Annotated in this window: 18 protein-coding genes; 9 read left to right on the forward strand and 9 right to left on the reverse strand. The window is 44.8% G+C overall.

The window, feature by feature from the left end; translation table 11 throughout:
• Position 1: 1 nt before the first annotated feature.
• Genes LDN30_RS00195 through LDN30_RS00205 form a run of 3 tightly spaced genes read right to left on the reverse strand, consistent with a single transcriptional unit; the run spans position 2 to position 917 of the window.
• Positions 2–220 carry a hypothetical protein gene (locus LDN30_RS00195; protein ID WP_223926610.1) on the reverse strand — a complete coding sequence of 73 codons (219 nt, stop codon included), beginning with the start codon at positions 218–220 and terminating at the stop codon, positions 2–4.
• Positions 217–693 (reverse strand): DUF3990 domain-containing protein, encoded by a 477-nt coding sequence (locus tag LDN30_RS00200; protein ID WP_223926614.1) that lies wholly within the window; start codon positions 691–693, stop codon positions 217–219. Before LDN30_RS00200 ends, LDN30_RS00195 begins: the two co-directional genes overlap by 4 nt.
• Positions 690–917: a DUF3791 domain-containing protein gene (locus tag LDN30_RS00205; RefSeq protein ID WP_223926615.1), complete on the reverse strand. Its 228-nt coding sequence runs from the start codon at positions 915–917 to the stop codon at positions 690–692. Before LDN30_RS00205 ends, LDN30_RS00200 begins: the two co-directional genes overlap by 4 nt.
• 67 nt (positions 918–984) lie before the next feature.
• Here LDN30_RS00205 and LDN30_RS00210 point away from each other — a divergent pair, with 67 nt between their 5' ends.
• Entirely contained in the window at positions 985–1128 is a 144-nt protein-coding gene (locus LDN30_RS00210; protein WP_223926616.1) for a hypothetical protein, read from the forward strand.
• A gap of 78 nt (positions 1129–1206) precedes the next feature.
• On the forward strand, positions 1207–1500 hold the full coding sequence (locus LDN30_RS00215) for a hypothetical protein (protein WP_223926617.1): 294 nt from the start codon (positions 1207–1209) through the stop codon (positions 1498–1500).
• Between the two features lie 24 nt (positions 1501–1524).
• On the opposite strand, the gene LDN30_RS00220 is transcribed toward LDN30_RS00215, so the two are convergent.
• The 3 genes from LDN30_RS00220 to LDN30_RS00230 form a co-directional block, all read right to left on the reverse strand.
• Complete coding sequence (locus LDN30_RS00220; RefSeq protein ID WP_223928389.1) at positions 1525–1782, reverse strand: ATP-binding protein; 258 nt, start codon at positions 1780–1782, stop codon at positions 1525–1527.
• A gap of 165 nt (positions 1783–1947) precedes the next feature.
• Complete coding sequence (locus LDN30_RS00225) at positions 1948–3252, reverse strand: IS1380 family transposase (RefSeq protein WP_223928390.1); 1305 nt, start codon at positions 3250–3252, stop codon at positions 1948–1950.
• 109 nt (positions 3253–3361) lie between these two features.
• Positions 3362–4399, reverse strand: coding sequence for an ATP-binding protein (locus tag LDN30_RS00230; protein WP_223928391.1), 1038 nt, complete (start codon positions 4397–4399; stop codon positions 3362–3364).
• 767 nt (positions 4400–5166) lie between these two features.
• On the opposite strand from LDN30_RS00230, the gene LDN30_RS00235 reads away from it, so the two are divergent.
• From LDN30_RS00235 to LDN30_RS00250, 4 genes are all read left to right on the forward strand, one after another.
• Positions 5167–6660: a site-specific integrase gene (locus LDN30_RS00235; protein WP_223928392.1), complete on the forward strand. Its 1494-nt coding sequence runs from the start codon at positions 5167–5169 to the stop codon at positions 6658–6660.
• Complete coding sequence (locus LDN30_RS00240; RefSeq protein ID WP_241427209.1) at positions 6593–6790, forward strand: helix-turn-helix transcriptional regulator; 198 nt, start codon at positions 6593–6595, stop codon at positions 6788–6790. The genes LDN30_RS00235 and LDN30_RS00240 overlap by 68 nt, the downstream gene beginning before the upstream one ends.
• Before the next feature lie 107 nt (positions 6791–6897).
• On the forward strand, positions 6898–8337 hold the full coding sequence (locus LDN30_RS00245; RefSeq protein WP_223928393.1) for an RNA/DNA-binding domain-containing protein: 1440 nt from the start codon (positions 6898–6900) through the stop codon (positions 8335–8337).
• Between the two features lie 341 nt (positions 8338–8678).
• Positions 8679–8858: a hypothetical protein gene (locus LDN30_RS00250; protein WP_223928394.1), complete on the forward strand. Its 180-nt coding sequence runs from the start codon at positions 8679–8681 to the stop codon at positions 8856–8858.
• A gap of 147 nt (positions 8859–9005) precedes the next feature.
• Here the strand turns inward: LDN30_RS00250 and LDN30_RS00255 are convergent, their stop codons facing one another.
• From LDN30_RS00255 to LDN30_RS00265, 3 genes are all read right to left on the reverse strand, one after another.
• Positions 9006–9383 carry an Lcl C-terminal domain-containing protein gene (locus LDN30_RS00255; RefSeq protein ID WP_223928395.1) on the reverse strand — a complete coding sequence of 126 codons (378 nt, stop codon included), beginning with the start codon at positions 9381–9383 and terminating at the stop codon, positions 9006–9008.
• A 243-nt stretch (positions 9384–9626) separates the two neighbouring features.
• Positions 9627–10808, reverse strand: a complete 1182-nt coding sequence (locus tag LDN30_RS00260; protein WP_306421490.1) for an ISAs1 family transposase — start codon at positions 10806–10808, stop codon at positions 9627–9629.
• A gap of 478 nt (positions 10809–11286) precedes the next feature.
• Entirely contained in the window at positions 11287–11595 is a 309-nt protein-coding gene (locus LDN30_RS00265; protein ID WP_223928396.1) for a hypothetical protein, read from the reverse strand.
• A 666-nt stretch (positions 11596–12261) separates the two neighbouring features.
• On the opposite strand from LDN30_RS00265, the gene LDN30_RS00270 reads away from it, so the two are divergent.
• From LDN30_RS00270 to LDN30_RS00280, 3 genes are all read left to right on the forward strand, one after another.
• Positions 12262–13443, forward strand: a complete 1182-nt coding sequence (locus LDN30_RS00270; protein WP_223928397.1) for a site-specific integrase — start codon at positions 12262–12264, stop codon at positions 13441–13443.
• 47 nt (positions 13444–13490) lie between these two features.
• Positions 13491–15176, forward strand: coding sequence for an RNA/DNA-binding domain-containing protein (locus tag LDN30_RS00275; protein ID WP_223928398.1), 1686 nt, complete (start codon positions 13491–13493; stop codon positions 15174–15176).
• Positions 15177–15727: 551 nt separating this feature from the next.
• Positions 15728–17311: a site-specific DNA-methyltransferase gene (locus LDN30_RS00280; RefSeq protein WP_223928399.1), complete on the forward strand. Its 1584-nt coding sequence runs from the start codon at positions 15728–15730 to the stop codon at positions 17309–17311.
• The last annotated feature ends 4 nt before the right edge of the window (positions 17312–17315 follow it).

Below are 17315 nucleotides of genomic sequence, written 5' to 3' on the forward strand. Positions count from 1 at the left end.
ATTATTCCATTCTGCCGTATTCTATTTCCTTGTCAAGGAAGTCGTAGACATAACCGGGGGCCTGGAAATAAAGGCCGGAGCGTGGATCAGACAACTTTTCATAAGTTTCAGAATTATAAAGCGTATCCAAAGCATCGGTCATTGGCATCTTTCTCCGTTCCATAAGCATGACGGCGAGGTCGCGAGTCATACCTTCAAGCATATAATCGAAGTCCGTCATAGTTTTCTTAGATATTTAATTGCCTTTTCCGTGCCAAAGAAATACTGAAAAGTAATTCCTTTCATGTATTTTAAATTCTCGAGGAATGTTTCCAGGGTGATTTCCTTGTCAAAGTATTTACGAACCTGTACACCTACCTTGTCATTGGCTATAGGACCTATGACAACATCGTAGTCGTGAATGCTCTCTCCTGTTTTTGATTGTCTGTTAGCGAAGATGAATTCTGCCCAATCCTTTGAGTAGCTATCAAACCTCCTTACTTTTAGCGTACCATCCGTCAATAGGCGCTCGTCAAAGTCATAGACATTGACAACTGGATTGCCGCCAATTTGGTAAGCCTTATACTCCGCAAGCCTTTGCGCCTGCATCCTGTCGGCACTGAGGTAGAAGCCACGTCCGAAATCTTTGTTCGGTTTAGACTTGGCAATGTCAATCTCCTTTATCTCCACTGTCGAACCGTGATATAGTTTCATACCAATGCCCCTCCGTGGCGATGACAGAAAGCAGTTAGGTCGTCAGTGACGTCTTTAAAGCTCAGCGTATGCATGACATCGTAGAATTTGTCGAGCATATCCATCCCCTGAAACCGTTTGAGATAGCGGTATGCTTCAACATGCGATAGTCCGTGGCGCTTGCCGAACTCGCTGATAGCGGCTATCACATACTCTACCTTGTCGCTGATGTCCGTATTATCCATAGTTGCTTATTTTTCAACAAAGATAAAGGAATATTTTCAAAGAAGCAAATGTAATGGCGAAAAAAGAATGAAAACAAATGGGAACGACTATAATCAAATGCCTATGAATGCAACTAAATCCAATGGTAATGGAGCAAATATGGAGCATATCGGGAAAAGAAAAATCGCTAAAGTCTTTGTTTATAAGGCTTTAGCGATTGTCGTGATGTAATAAAAGTACCCAAACTCGGCCTACCTCCGTGAGGACGACACGCCGCGCGACTTCTCAGACCATGAGGGGCGTGAGGCGATGAAGGCAAATATCCAGGAGAATACCGATATTCTTCTGACCGCCATCAACGACTTCACCACCTTCAAGAACGAACTTCTGAAGAGCATCCCTGAGAAAGTGGAGGCAAACCTGTCGCAGAAGCATGAGGCACTGCTCGAAAAGTTCTACAAGTACCGCATCTATTATATCCTCTCGCTTGTATTCTCCATTGCTTTCGGCACATGCTTTACTGTTCTCTTCTGGTTGGCCGGTGCAGGGAAGGGCTTTATACCCTTCCTAAAAACGATGTTCGACATTTTTCCTCTCGCTTAGTTCTTGGACTGTTATCAGCCATCTTCAAAATTTTTGTTTGCCTAACAGAAAGTCGTAGAGGCTTTCGACAAGAATGCCATTCTCGTTATAGCCCGAAATGTAACGGTCTCCGGCGACAATTACCTTTTGGAATCCGTCTTTGATATGCAATAGAGAGGCTTGTTCCTGGTCCATTTTCTCCTGCGAGGGTAATGCGTATGCCGACTGGATATACAGTCGCTCATCATGACGGTTGACGACAAAATCAATCTCGAGGTTTCTCCTTTTGAGATGACCCCTCAATTCCGCAACCCTACTAATAGTCTCAGGCCATTGCGGTCAAAACCGCCCAGAATGCAATTTCTCTTGTTCAAACTGGCTTTTTGCCATATCCTAACTGATATGAGCGTACAAAGCCCCCTTACCCCCATTAGGGATATTACATTGTTAACCTCCAAAACGTTTGGCTCATCCGTAGCTGGCGTTGAAAATGGTCCAGTAGTGCAACCATCTGTTCTTAGTGTAGATATTCAGAGTCCATTGCCTGGCGACACGGACCCATTTAGCCGGAACAACAATGAAGGCAAAGACAAAGCGCTTAAGGCGACTTTTCATGTCTATACCGGGAAAGATTGCGCTGACCTTTGACAACAAGTACTGATAGAAATTCTTCAGCATGGCGGTAAAGAGAAGGAACACCGTGTTGTCCTCCATGGTTGAGAACGGGAGATGAGCCCAACCGAAGTCGTTATTCTGAACGTCGAAATTTTTCTCGCAGGCGCCTCGCTGATTGTACTTGTCAATGACTTGTTCTTCAGTGCTGTTATGGTCGCTGGTCAGTATGGCGCGGTACATATATTCCATGCCGGGCAGGAACCGCTCTCCCTGTTCTGCGTCCATCTTGGTGCGCTGCACTACAAGCCGTAAATGCCAGTCGGAAAGGAATTCGGTGAATTCAAATGATGCGACGTCCATATCCTGGCCATTTACCGACGTGTGACGCCAATCCTTGCACTGTTCATACATCTGCCTGCGGTCAGCACAGCTGCTGGCACGGAGGTAAAACGTCTCTGTCCGAAGAAAGAGCTCCTCAACAAGTTCCTTGATGAACGAGCCGCAATCGGCACGGAACATGCGCACATAAAGTCCGTGAGCCTCGATATTGTCCAGCATGCGTGTCAGCTCTTCCACTTGCTCAAACTTGACATTCGAGTTGCCCTGCCTGTTTTCAATGCCGATTATCAGCGGACCGGATGTCATCACGCCCGGGAAGTAGCCGCGCTGTTTTTTATAGGAATACAGCGCGTCGCTTTTCTCAGCGGGGATGAACTCGTTGTCAAAGTCGACATCAATGCCCTGACCCTTTTTCATAAGGCCAAGCAGCAATGCCATGTCAAGCATCAAGGAATTTAGTTTCATGGCAGGATCATGCGCATATACGTTGCCAGCTTTACTCGTATAGGCTATACTCATGGCACTCAGCTCCTTCAGCCCACGGGCGATGGTGTCAGAACTTGGTATCCTCGCATCTGGGGCAGTGCTCAGATACTTGTTCAATATGGTTGTAATATCCTCTATGTGGTCACCGCCACAGAGATATATGCAGAATAGCGCAAGCATGATATCGCTGTACTGATAGCCATAGTTCGCACAGCGGAGATTAAGCCGCCCGTCTACCAGTTTGTCCAGTCCTGCGCGTTTAAATTCGTTCATAGCATAAAAAATTCCGCCGTAGGGGACTATGTTATCATATTTTATTGCTACTTTTGCCATGTCATTTAGAATTGAACTATTTTTGTTTTGACACCATAAAGTTAGTGAAAATTCTGCAAATGGCAAAACTCTGGGGAACTTATTGTTCCTCAGAGACTTATAAAAAATATTAATAAAGAATTACGCAATTAGTTGCGGAATTAAGGTGACCCTGTTCGTCACGCTTAAAACTTTCCACTTGTCCGACATCTACAGAGAATCCGTTGCGACGTAATTCATTGTAAACTACGTTCTCCATGATGTGGGTTGGTTCCAGTTGACGGAAATCGACGATGGCATTCCTTATCCCCACATCTTCAAAATAATACTTGGTTTCGGTGCCGATATATTTCCTTCCCTTGACATCATAGCGCAATGCCTCGCTGATGATAAATGCATCTTGCAGGCATTCGATATACTTAGTAATGGTGGCTGGGGTAATGTCTATGCCAGCGGCAGTTTTGAAAGTGTTAGCGATGCGACGCACATTGGTGCTCGACCCTATGATGGAAGCAAGAATCCGAACCAGTTCGCGCAATCCGTCGGCGTTTTTCAGATGGTTGCGGTCTATAACATCTTTGAGATATACGGTTTCAAAAATTTCACGCAGGTATTGTTGCTTGTCTTCCACCCTTTCCAATCCTGCCACAGCTGGTAAACCACCATATTTGTAATATTGCTCCAGCGCTTCTGCCTTCTCACCACCGACAACTTCATAATATTCAGCAAAGCTAAGCGGATGAATATGAATTTCCCAGCCTCGCCCACGAAACTCTGTGATGATGTCCTTTGAGAGGAATTTTGCATTGGATCCAGTCACATATACTTCCGCATTGGGCACACTGAGATATGAGTTTAGGACATCCTCAAACTCGTTGACAAGTTGAACCTCATCCAACAGAATATAATACTTGTCAGTATCGGTCATCATACTGTCAATATGCTGGAGAAGAACGTCTGGGTCGCGCAACCGCTTGTTCCTGCGGTCCTCCAAATTCACTTGGATGATATGGTCTTCATGGATTCCCTTCTCAATGAGTCTCTTCCTGAAGAGATTAAAAAGGAGGAACGACTTTCCGCAACGACGAATACCGGTAATGACCTTGATCATACCGTTTCCATCGGCATTCTGCAGCAGGTTCAGATAATGTTTTCGTTCAAATAGCATCGCTTTGGAATATATTTATGTGTCTTGACACAGATTTATACGGCAAAGATAGTGCAAAAGAGCGACATGTCAAAGAAAAAAGACAGTTTTTCTCTTTTCGTTGCATGTCCGAGTGCAGCCTATCTTATGAAAAGATAGCGCAAAAGAGCGACATGTCAAAGAAAAAAGACATGATTTTCTCTTTTCGTTGCATGTCCGAGTGCAGCCTATCTTATAAAAAGATAGTGCAAAAGAGCGACATGTCAAAGAAAAAAGATGGTTTTCTTTACATGTCAGAATATACCCAATTATCTTGCACGCTACATCTTGGGCATTCTTAGAGTGGGTTTAACTTCTTTTCTCGCAATAATCAGCGCGCAGAAGAGCTATAAGATGTTGGTGAAATAATCATTCTTATCAGACGCTATTCAATAAGACTCTGCCTGGGTCTTATCCTTATCACTTTTTGGCAGACTTCTTCCCGAAATGTTTCCCAAATGTTTCTCAAGAGAGAATGAAAAATCCCGTAAGCTCTTTATGTAAAAGGACTTACGGGATTTATATTGTACCCAGACTCGGGGACGCGAATACTGAATTGGAGCAAATGATAATGTATTTAGAAACGTTCAGAATTATCTATTATCGTTTGATTATCAACATGTTGCGTATATCATAACTTTCAGAGTCGTTCAGCCTTATTTGAAAATATTTGGGAGATATGGAGCAAATATGGAGCAAATTTCCTACCTTTGCAATTGTAATCATAACCCCTTATCACACCGACGATTATGACAATACGATTTCTTATCCGTACTTCCGTAAAGTTCAAGCCAACAGATTTGGAATCCAAGGTGCCGCTGTCGCTGCGCTTCAAGGAAGGCACCGCGGTTGATAAGTTCCTTGTCACGAAGATCATGGTCAATCCCAACCTCTGGGACAGTAAGAACCAGCAGATCAAAAGTCGCATGGTCTGCGATGAGGAGATGCGGCAGATGGTCGACACGGAAGTAACCACCATCCGCCGTTTCTTCGAGGACGCTTACCAGCACGACCGCGACAATATCGACAAGAACTGGCCGAAGCTCATCCTTGACAAGTATTACAATCCATCAAAATACAAGCAGGAGACCGTAGAGGAAAAGAAGACGTTGCTGTCACTCTATGACTATTACCTTGAGATGCATCCACTGTCGGACATCCGCATACGGAACAACCGTGTAGTAATGCGTGTACTGCAGCGTTATGAACTGTTCGTGCGCCTTACCCATCCGCGTAAGCGGAAGTTCACCTTATATATAGATGATGTGGATAATGCCATGCTTCACGACATCTGGAAGTATGTGAAGAACGAACATGTCTATCGCGACAACTATCCTGAGCTGTTTGAGGCCGCACCAGAGAAGCGACCGTCCAAGCCACGTGGCGAGAACACGCTCATCGACTACTTCTGCAAGATACGCACGTTCTTTCGCTGGTGCTACGACAACGGACTGACACAGAACCGTCCCTTCGATAAGTTTCACCTCGATGAGCCCGTCTATGGCACTCCCGTGTTTATCACCCTTGAGGAAAGGGACAAACTGCTCGATACCGACTTCTCTGATGATGCCCGGCTCGCCCTGCAACGCGACATCTTCGTTTTCCAGACACTCATAGGCTGTCGCGTGAGCGATCTTTATGCACTGACCCGTGACAACATCATCAACGACGCAGTAGAATATATCGCGGGCAAGACGGTTGACGGCAATCCACGGACGATCCGCGTACCACTGAACAGCATCAGTCATGCCATCCTTGACAGATACAAGAACAGAGAGGGAAAAAGTCTGTTCCCATTTACTACACAGCAGGACTATAACGAGGACATCAAGGAGGTATTTAAGCGTGCGGGGCTTGACCGTATGGTAACGATTCTCAACCCTACAACACGCCGGCAGGAGCAGAAGAAACTCTACGAGGTGGCATCGAGCCACATGGCGCGTCGCACTTTTGTAGGTAACCTCTATCTCGAGACCAAGGACAAGGGCTTGGTGGCAACGCTCTCCGGTCACGACCCTAACAGCGATGCCTTCAACCGCTACTGGGCTCCCAACGAAGAAGTGAGGCAAGAGATGATGGAGAAATTGGAGAGGGTAACCGAAAAGCCAGTGGAGCCCAATACGACTAAGCAGGCTTTCCCCCCCCGTTCATCCCGGTTCAATCCTCAAGCGACAGTTGGAATCCCATGGTTACAACACCAGGGACCTCTCCATGCTCATTGGCAGTACACCGGAGGCCCTTGAAAGCATTATCGCAGAGCAAAAGGCGATGACGGACAATATAGCGCAGGGACTTGAAATGGTACTCGGTGTGTCGGCTGGTATGTGGATGAACCTGCAAAGAGCATACGACCAAGCAATAAAATCGGAATGAGACGATAGAGTTAGCCATACCTGGCAATGAAAAGGCACACTTTCTTTTGCCGTTTCGCGTATTTCCATTATTTTTGCAACAGATACATACAGGCAGAACAGACGATTATGATAACGAAGGAAGAATTACGACAGCTCTTGAAGAGCACTGAGACATACCGAATAGAGCGTACAGTGTCCACTGGTAATAAAGACAAGTTCAGTGAGGCTATCTGTGCGTTCTCCAATGATCTGCCCGGCTCTCACAAGAACGGCTATCTGATAATAGGCGCTGAGGACGACGGTGAAATAAAGCCCGGCTTCAAGGTCACGGATGCCTTGCTGAAGAACATAGCTGCCCTTCGCTCGGATGGCAACATACTGCCGATACCGACCATGAGCGTTGACCGCTTCGCGTTCCCCGAAGGTGACCTGCTTGTCTGTGAGGTGCAGCCGTCGCCGATGACACCGGTCCGTTATCGTGGTCGTGTGTTTGTGCGTATCGGGCCCCGACGCGACATCGCTTCCGAGGACGAGGAACGAATACTGACAGAGCGACGTACGGCCAACATGGCTACATTCGATGTCACTCCGTGTCTGCGCGCCAAGCTGTCGGATTTGAATGTTGACATGATACGCAATGGCTACCTCCCCAAAGCCGTTGACGCTGACGTGTTGGCTGCTGACAACAGAAGTCTGGAAGAACAGATGGCATCGGTAGGCTTGTACGATATGGACAGTCATTGCCCGACAAACGCTGCTGTGATACTCTTTGCTCACCGTCCGAAACAGTTTATACCCGGTGCATACGTGCAGTACGTGAAGTTTGGCGGCAACGACAAGGCCTCCGACATACTCAATGAGCGTATGTTCACAAGCTGCTTGTTTGACTTGTTGCCCAAGCTCGACACCTTTACGGAGAACAGTGTCGTAACGACGAGGCCGGTGCCAGTGACTGCCTTTCGCGAGGAGCAAGTCGTCAACTATCCGCGGGAAGCTATCAGGGAGCTGCTACTGAATGCTGTCATGCACCGCGACTACAGTTCCAACATGCCGATACGCTATTACGAGTTCAGCGACCGTTTGGAGATAATGAATGCAGGCGGACTATATGGCAAGGCACGCCCCGAGAACTTCCCCCATGTCAACGACTACCGCAATCCCATCATAGCCGAGGCGTTGAAGAACCTTGGCTATGTCAACATGTTCAACCGTGGTGTGAGCCGCGTAAAGGAACTCTTCAAGGAGAACGGCAATCCGCCCATAGACTTCAATGTGGACAAGATCACCGTGTTCGAAGTGGTGGTGAAGCCGAACAGTGAGGTTAAGAAGGTAAAGGCTGGGCATAAAGGACGGAAAAAACTTATACCAAGTCAAACTGAATTCAATAAGTTGCTACAATACTGTTCTGTTCCAAGAACTATGCCTGAGATACTTAGCTTTATGGGGTATAGTGATAGAACTAAGTTCAGAAACAAATACCTTAAACCTTTGCTTGATGATGGCAAATTGGCGATGACCGACCCAGAACATCCGAGAAGTAGCATACAGAAATATAAGACTGTCTGAACTTAGTGCTTAAATAACTTGGTGCCTAAATCAATTTAGGCACTAAGTTCATATTCTCAACATCTTTGCTTAACACTTTCATTTTCAGCACTTTTCTAGCTTTTGTCTCTTTGTTTTACTTGGTCCCTTAATTCTTTTTAGGCACCAAGTTAGGGACCAAGATGAAATAAGCCTTTTATGACATAATCCTTTGGTATTCAGTTAGTTTGTAACTAATCATCTTAGCTCCACTTAATTTAGGGACCAAGTTAAGGCACCAAGATAACTGGCACCAAGTTGAAGCAGCGGCCTTGCCAGTCGCCTTCTTTTCAAAAAGAGTATGATTGCAGCAACATTGAGCAGTGTACATTGAGCCCATCAAGTTCTTCCGTCCGTCCAGCGCCCTCCATATCCAATGTCCACCAAACACCCCCGTCGGCTCCACTTGTGGTGAGAACCCGAATGTCCGTCACCGCAGCCGTGAAGAGTTCCTCCGCGAACTTGTTAATCAAGGCTACAACGTCAACCAGTATAGCCTATAATAAATGTGATAACTCACACAATAGCATTCTCACAGAGTAAAAGAATGGTTGTGTGAGTCTGCATTGTATGGTGTTGGCGGGCACAACTTCTTTTGAGAAAATGCAGTTCGCCCCCACAATTACGACCTCACAGCATGGGTCATGCGATTATTTAGTTATAGGCCGAATAGAATAACCAAAGTACCTGATGCCATGGTTAAAAACATTAATTACGCCTGAATCAAAAGCTATAGACCAAGCTCTATTTGATGCGATTAAATTAGGAGAACTTGTCCAGTATCCCCCATTGTCTCCAACCATAAACTTTTCAGTGTTATGAGCATATCCAGCTGCAGGCAAAAATATATGAGTGCCGTTAATTTTACTTGTGCCAAGTCTACCATTAATGCCACTATTATTATAATTTTCTACCCATTCCCAACTGCAAAAATCAATCAATTCTTGAGCTTGTACACCCGATGGAATGTGCCATTTATCACCTAAAATCTGGACTGCTGCATCATACTCCATTGACAGAAAGTTCATTCTGTTGATATAGTCATCCATTTTTAGACGGTAAATATCTAAATCATATGTTTCACAATTTCTTCCAATGTTACGGTTCTTTCATTTAAATTTTGACTGACATGGCATGATTATTGCTCAGCTCTCGTTTCTCCGCATAAATTCTATTTACGATAAAGGTCTGATAGCCAATAGGTAAAGTATCCCCTACCCAAGCCGGATGTAGCTTAGGAGTTATTATATATCCCTCAAAATTAACGACATCTACAGACTAAGAAGAGAAATAGCATAGGCCAAGCTGTTCTTGGCGTAAGATGCAATGGCTGAGAACTTGACTTTCAAGAGTTCTTTTCTCTTTCTGATTGCCTCTGGCAGGTGTTTTTTTGAGGCTATGGTGTAGATGATATAAACAAGTTTCTGGATCGAGTCCAAGTTTCTGGCAGACTTTGTTTCTTTTCTCTTTGTGCTGTCCTGGCTCATTCTTGCATCCAGCGTCCAATGCAGATTGTTCTCGATTCCCCAATGCATGCGACTGATTCGGTCTAACGTCTGTGCCCCTTCTTCCAAACTGGTTATATAGTACCTCGTCTGGTTTTGTTCCGTTCCGCTATTCTTTTCAATCGTATGTGTGTCTATTGTAACCACAGCCTTGACATTGAGGAATTTTTCAAGTGCCTTGATGCCTGATATGTCTGAATACACACGGCAGCGGCGTTGGTACAGCCTTCCGTGGGCAAGTTCCCACTCCGACTTCCATTCGTCGTTAGGACGCAGCGTAGGCACTGTGTCCTCTACCGACCATCTTGCTGCTTTCTGGTTGGCTTTCAGCGCAATAAGATAGTCAGCTCCCTTCCCGACGATGCCTTTGATGATAGAACTTTGGCACGACATGGCATCCGCAGTTATAACACATCCATTCATGTAGTCAGCCCGCTCAATGATTTTTGGCGTTGCCTTTATCTCATTGCTTTTCACCTCACACATTTCAGTGTCAAGCGGCAACCGATCGGTTACGCTGAAAGCGGTCACAACATCAGGAGAACGTCCGTCGCCAATTTTCGTACCCAGCATGAACTTGCCGTCAATTGCAATGTGCCGTCTGTTTGCTCCATCATGCTCCGACACGTATTTTCGTGATAATGTCGAAACCAAAGAGGCCAAAGTAATGTCGTCGATTCCACCTTCCATCCTGCAAAGTGTGGGCTCGGACGGACATCCCTTAGCAAGAATGCCGAGGTGGTCTTGCAAGTAGCTCAAATGGATCGTTCCAAAGGCCACAATGTCCTTGCGAGTCTCGCAGCCGCATGCCCTGGCCAAAATAACCAGCAGAAGCATGTCGGACAACTTGTGTTTACAGTTGCCTTTGTTCATCCTACGATAATCTGGTACTGAGTGGATAAAATTTAACAAATCTCGGCTCAGCAAATGCGGTTTTTCAACCGCCAAACTCTTAATCCCTTATAGGGAAGAAAAAGTTGCATCCGAGATGATAAAAGTGCGTAATTGTTTGGTTATTAGCTAATTATTTTGTATCTTTGCAGTGTAAAAAGAAGAGGGGGCACAAAGTGCACTAATCGCACAAATACCATAAACCCCCTCTTCAAAAATAAAAATATATGACAAAAGGTATTAAGAGCCTGGCGGTTGAGAAACCGCCTTCGGGCGTTTGTGCCTATCGTCACATTCATTTAAACGGATTACATTGTGACATATTGTCTTCTATGTCGGCTTAAATGAAAGAGCCCTTTTCCAATGTAACAGGCTTTGGTGGAAGTGTCACCCCAAGCGAAATAGCCTCCATACTCCGTCGATTTCTCGGCTCCAAGATTACATGAAGCCCATTTCGTTCCAGATGGTAAACCAAGTTCAATTATTTCCATATTTTTATTATTAAGTCTATGATATAAGCAATAATTCAAATGGTCTATGAAAGAATTCGTTTATTGTTGATTTCTTCAAGCCCTCCCAGATTAAAATCGTATAAGTATGGGGACTTATAGGACTTATACTGAGAAAAAATAGATTTTGTTTCCTTGTTAGGCTTTTCCCAGTTATCGTAGTGTCCTTGTGTCAATCTACAAATTTCAGCAAAAGATTCTCTACTAAAAGAAACTCTTTCATCTTTAAGAAACAAATCTCTCAAATAACCAGAATCATATCTTATAATTTGGCGTATAGTCTCCCCTTTGTGCCTTTTACTAAAAGGTATTACATCATCAATATCAAAAATCATAGTCTCATTAATTTATTATGTTAGTAAACATCGCTTTCATCTTTCAAGGAAACGACGTGAACGTTCTACAATGCTCAAGCACTTTGCCTGAGCTTCCGCATCATGCTTTGAGCCTGCAAGTTTTTTGGCATTGTATTCTGCTTCTTTAACGAAGCGGTCGGCCACCTCACCGTAAGTACAGGCACATTACTTATCGCTAAATCCATAATATTGTCCGCCTTAGTTTATTTTCTATGGATGCAAAGTTACGAGAAAATTTCCAAAGTTCCAAGAAATGAAGGAAATTAAATCATATTGGACGAATACAACGGTTACCGACCAATCTTGAATGCGGCTAAATCTAATTGAGATGGAGCAAATATGGAGCAAATCGAGAAAAGAAAAATCGCTAAAGTCTTTGTTTGTAAGGCTTTAGCGATTACCATGATGTAATAAAAGTACCCAGACTCGGTACGATACCGTACTAATCAACGGATAAGAAAAGAAAGAAAATGTAGTGATTATCAATTGTTTACAACTATATTGTATTTTCCGATGTTTTGCTATTTTGCCGATTTTTGCCGCTGAGGTGTTAAAATTAACACCTTATTAACACCCCAAATGGAGGAATCTTCGTACCTTTACGGCGTCAACATACAACAATCAGAAAACAACGGAAAAATCACTATGGCAGAGACAAGAGGCAAGAACAAGAATCTCATTGAAGCCGGCAATCCCCGCCTTCTGAGAAAGCCCGTCAAACAGGGCAAGGAGTATAGTCTATATCTGGAGTATCAGATGGGCTATAACCATGACACTGGTACATCAGTCCGCAAGAAAGAATCGCTCTCGCTTTATGTTATGGCAAGTCCAAGGACCGTCGGAGAGCGCCAGAAGGTCAAGGAAACCATTGAACTGGCTAAGAAGATTCGCTTCGAACGCGAGCAGGAATTTTTAGAGAACAAGGAGGGCTATCGCTTGAAAAAGGACAAGACGCTGAACTTCCTCGACTTTTATCAGGCTTACATCGAGAACTACGACAAGAAAGACTTGCGGATGGTACGTATTGCATACAACCGGTTTGTTGATTTTCTGAAAGTCTATCATCCGCTGATGGCTGAGTATATCAAGCCCGATGCCATCACGCACGATATGATGGTGAAGTTTGCCGACTATCTTCAGACGCGTAGTGTTGGCGAGGGAGCCAAGAGCATACTGCAACGGTTTAAGAAGGTCGTCCGCTTCTGTGTCTCTCAGGGACTGATGGCAAAAGATCCCTGTGAGGGAGTCAAGTGCATCGTTGACGACCAGGTGTTGAAGAAGGATGTTCTCTCACAGGAGGAGATTCAGCGGCTCATAGACACCCATTATCCAAGAGAGAAAGGAAATGTGCGCAACGCTTTCATCTTTTGTCTCTATACGGGCATGCGTTTCTGTGATGTCAAAGACCTGCGGTATGGCAGCATCGACTATGCTAACAGACTGCTGTCGTTTGAGCAGGACAAGACCAAGGGTCACTCCGCGCGCAGTTGGGTATCAATACCGCTGAACGACGGTCTGCTGACGCTTGTCGGCAAGCCCGAGGATTCCGGCAAAGGGAAGGAGGACCTTATCTTTGACCTCCCGACTTACGAGAGCTGCTGTAAGTCGGTTAGACGGTGGGTGAAGCGTGCCGGCATAGACAAGCATATCAGCTGGCACTGTGCCCGCCATTCCTTCGCTGTCAACATCCTCAACAATGGAGCCAACATCAAGACCGTTGCCAGTCTGCTCGGCCATAGCGGCCTGAAACACACAGAAAAGTACACGCGTGCCGTCGACAAGCTGAAAGAGGATGCCATTAACAGTCTGCCGGAGCTGAAACTTTGAAGGAACGTTGGGAAAATGAAAATAAAATCGTACTTTTGTAGCATTCTATGGCTATACCTATAAATATAGAGAAGTTGCTCGGCGGCAACACAGTAGAGAATAACCGCATCGAACTGAAGGGTGGATGGAATCCCGATTCCATCTACCGAACCATCTGTGCCTTTGCCAATGACTTTGAGGACAACGGCAGTGGCTATATTATAGTGGGTGTGGACGAAGACAATGGCAGGCCCGTCCGCCCGGTCAGAGGTGTTCCTATTGAGACCATTGACAGGATAGAGAAAGAAATGGTCGGCTTCAACAACCTTTTCGAGCCATTCTATATGCCACGGGTGTCCGTTGAGGACATTGATGGAAAGAAGGTCATTGTCATCTGGGCTTTGGCAGGTGACCGTCGGCCTTACAAGATTCCTGAGCATATTACTGCAAAGCACAAGACTCCCAAATACTTCATTCGTTATAACTCCAGTACTATCGAGGCGAAAGGGGAGAATGAAATGGAGCTGATAGAGCTTGCCAACCGCGTGCCATTCGATGACCGTGGAAATCTGACGGCAAGGATCAGCGATGTCTCCATGCTCCTTATCCGCGAGTTCCTCAATCAAGTACAAAGCAAGTTGCTTGACGACATAGAGGATGCCAAGCCTCATGACGTGCTTGAACAAATGGGCTTGCTAGATGGACCTATAGAAAGTGAACGAGTGAAGAACGTCGCATTGATGATGTTCTCGTACCATCCAGAGAAGTTCTTCCCCGGCACACAGATAGACATTGTTATATATCCGAGGGGCAAGGATGATGATCCCGACAACTTCATAGAGATTGATCCTATAAAGGGACCTGTCAATATCATTATACAAAAGGCTTTGGACTTCCTGCGCACGATGGTTATACAACAGCGTGTGCAGAAGGTGCCGACGCAGGCGGAGGCTATTCGGACATACAACTATCCGTATCAAGCACTAGAGGAAGCTGTTACCAACTCCATGTACCATCGCTCCTATCAGGAGCGAGAGCCGGTAGAGATCTCTGTCATGCCCGACCAGATAGAGATAATCAGTTATGGCGGTGCCGACCGCAGCCTTAGTCTTGACGCGCTGCGTTCCGGAAATCGTCTGCATGCCCGTCGTTATCGCAACAGACGCTTGGGAGACTTTCTTCATGAGCTTGGCTTGACCGAAGGCAGAGGAACCGGCCTGCCGACAATTCACCGGGAGCTAAAGAAAAATGGCTCACCTGATGCTTATATTGAGACTGATCCTGACCGTACATACTTTATAATCTCTATTCCATGCCACAAAGACTTTGTTACAGATGAACTCGTTGTCGATAAGAGTGGTAATGTCGTAGGCAAAGACTGGGTTACTAAGCTGGGTCACAACTGGGTCAGTGAAGATGACGCAGCTAAGGCAATAAATGCTATTAACAAGCAGTATAACACCGAGTTAGCTGCGTCAACAGCTGCGTCAATAACTGCGTCAAAAGCTGCGTCAACAGCAACATCAATTATTAGACTTTTAGATGCATTGCTTGTTAACGATTTCTCAACAAGGCAGCTCTTTTTAAAGGCTTCCATACCATATAACGATACAAGCAGAAAGAAATATGTTAATTTCCTCGTTGAGTTAGGATTGATAGATTGGGATCATTCCTTATCTAAGCGCAGCCCTAATCAGACGCTCCACCTTACCGATCTCGGCAAGGCCGTCCTGCAACGGATAAAGCAGAAGTAGACTCACATTATATTATTATCACATTATCCAAGACTCACATTTGTTATTAATCACATTATTCCATGCAAACCTACCTCGCACCCAAGAAGCGCCTGATACCTTTGCTTGCTGCCAGCATCATATTCTTACTGGCTGTTCTCCTTGTTCTCTTTTTGTCACCAAGCCATTTGCTTCTGGTCATTGACATAGGAATCCCAATTATCATTGCGGCCTTGCTTGTAACATGGTGGCTGAGCCACAAGCAACTGGACAGCCTTTACCTTATGATGAACAACGCAATAAAAGGAGTAAATTGTTGAGCATTAAATTATTAAACGGCTAAGAAACTTCAACATGTTTTAGCCGCATGTTAGAGGTCTCTCGTATAATGACTACATTCTGTGCCTGCTGTCACTATTCAAGATCTTCTTTTGCCACAAACTTATCCCCATAGAATCCTACATTCTGGAAAATCAAAACCTATTTCCAAACAATTTTGAGATTGTTTCTTATTGTGGAATAATATTCGTATTTTTGCAAAGGAAACGAAAACAGAACAACTAAATACAGATATGCCAACACTTAACTGGATAGGAAAAGACAAGGTCGTAGGCCTACACAACGATGTGCCATTCCATGTTTTGGAACATGGCTATGGCTTTACGGCTGATGGTGGCAAAACAGAAGTCGAGACCAGCAGCGGCAATAAGATTATCCATGGTGATAACCTTACCGCTTTGAAGTCTTTGCTCCCGGAGTATGAAGGTCGCGTCGACTGCATTTATATCGATCCTCCATACAACACCGGTAACGAGAATTGGGTATATAATGATAACGCCAACGACCCTCGCATCAAGCGCTGGCTCGGTGAAGTCGTCGGTAAGGAAGGTGAGGACTTGTCACGACACGACAAGTGGTGCTGCATGATGTATCCCAGACTGAGACTGCTGAAGGACTTATTGTCGGAACATGGCGTAATTTTTATTTCAATTGATAATAACGAAATTGCAAATCTCAAATTAATCTGTGATGAGATCTTTGGCATTGGTAATTTTGTAACTGATTTAATTTGGCGTTCTTCAGATTCTTCAAACCACGATGCAAAACAGTTTTCAGCTGATTACAACCACACGCTTATTTATTCAAAATGTTTCAAATGGCAGCCAAAGTTATTGGAGAGAACCGCAGATGATAATAGGCACTATAAGAATCCCGATAATGACCCTAATGGTCCTTGGTTTTCAGGAAACTTATCTTCGCCTAATCCCAGAGCAAATTTAACCTATGATATTGTGTCTCCTCAGGGTTTCGTTATAAAACCACCAAAAAACGGATGGCGTTGGAGCAAAGAAACCATGAAATCATATATTGATAATGGTGATGTCGTTTTTCTTGATGGTGGTAAACGAATCCTTAAAAAGACGTATTTGAAAGATCAGAAAGGGATAGTTCCTTCTGATATATGGTGGGATATAGAGATAACTGGTCATAACAGAAACGCAAAATATGAATTGAAGAAGATATTTCCAGAACTAAAAACATCTGAAATTTTCTCAACGCCCAAACCATCAAAATTCATAAAAAGAATTCTGGATATTGCAACAAATAAGGATAGCATAATTTTGGATTCTTTTGCAGGCTCGGGAACGACAGCTCACGCTGTTATGAAGAAGAATAAAGAGGATGGTGGAAACAGACGCTTTATTCTAATAGAACTTGGAGATTATGCAGAAAGTATAACAGCGGAAAGAGTCAAGCGAGTTATGGAAGGTTATGGAGATATTGAGGGTCTTGGCGGAGCCTTTGACTACTATGAGCTTGGCCCTACTTTGTTTGACAAAGACGGGTTCTTAAACGAGGAAGTGGGCGAGGACGCCATCCGTGAATATGTCTATTACTCAGAGACCCGGCAGCACCTCACCCGGCGGCGTGAGGAAAGCTCCAAATATCTGCTGGATACGTTTGGCGGTACGGCCTACTACTTCTATTATGAGCCGCACAGCATGACGTCACTCGATTTCAAGTCGCCACTGCATATTGCGGAAAAGGCCGACCAGTATATCATCTATGCGGATGTTTGCTATCTGCCTGATGACTACATGCGGAAGCATCACATCATCTTCAAGAAGATTCCTCGTGACATCAGACAATTTTAATTGG

Source organism: Prevotella lacticifex (genome assembly GCF_019973375.1).
Lineage (GTDB): Bacteria > Bacteroidota > Bacteroidia > Bacteroidales > Bacteroidaceae > Prevotella > Prevotella lacticifex.

Excerpts from the sequence above, each read along its gene's own strand:
- LDN30_RS00210 (WP_223926616.1), top strand. The coding sequence starts at position 985 with ATGAAAACAAATGGGAACGACTATAATCAAATGCCTATGAATGCAACT.
- LDN30_RS00195 (WP_223926610.1), bottom strand. The coding sequence starts at position 220 with ATGACGGACTTCGATTATATGCTTGAAGGTATGACTCGCGACCTCGCC.
- LDN30_RS00255 (WP_223928395.1), bottom strand. The coding sequence starts at position 9,383 with ATGAACTTTCTGTCAATGGAGTATGATGCAGCAGTCCAGATTTTAGGT.
- LDN30_RS00230 (WP_223928391.1), bottom strand. The coding sequence starts at position 4,399 with ATGCTATTTGAACGAAAACATTATCTGAACCTGCTGCAGAATGCCGAT.
- LDN30_RS00205 (WP_223926615.1), bottom strand. The coding sequence starts at position 917 with ATGGATAATACGGACATCAGCGACAAGGTAGAGTATGTGATAGCCGCT.
- LDN30_RS00245 (WP_223928393.1), top strand. The coding sequence starts at position 6,898 with ATGATAACGAAGGAAGAATTACGACAGCTCTTGAAGAGCACTGAGACA.
- LDN30_RS00265 (WP_223928396.1), bottom strand. The coding sequence starts at position 11,595 with ATGATTTTTGATATTGATGATGTAATACCTTTTAGTAAAAGGCACAAA.
- LDN30_RS00280 (WP_223928399.1), top strand. The coding sequence starts at position 15,728 with ATGCCAACACTTAACTGGATAGGAAAAGACAAGGTCGTAGGCCTACAC.
- LDN30_RS00225 (WP_223928390.1), bottom strand. The coding sequence starts at position 3,252 with ATGGCAAAAGTAGCAATAAAATATGATAACATAGTCCCCTACGGCGGA.
- LDN30_RS00235 (WP_223928392.1), top strand. The coding sequence starts at position 5,167 with ATGACAATACGATTTCTTATCCGTACTTCCGTAAAGTTCAAGCCAACA.
- LDN30_RS00270 (WP_223928397.1), top strand. The coding sequence starts at position 12,262 with ATGGCAGAGACAAGAGGCAAGAACAAGAATCTCATTGAAGCCGGCAAT.
- LDN30_RS00200 (WP_223926614.1), bottom strand. The coding sequence starts at position 693 with ATGAAACTATATCACGGTTCGACAGTGGAGATAAAGGAGATTGACATT.
- LDN30_RS00275 (WP_223928398.1), top strand. The coding sequence starts at position 13,491 with ATGGCTATACCTATAAATATAGAGAAGTTGCTCGGCGGCAACACAGTA.
- LDN30_RS00215 (WP_223926617.1), top strand. The coding sequence starts at position 1,207 with ATGAAGGCAAATATCCAGGAGAATACCGATATTCTTCTGACCGCCATC.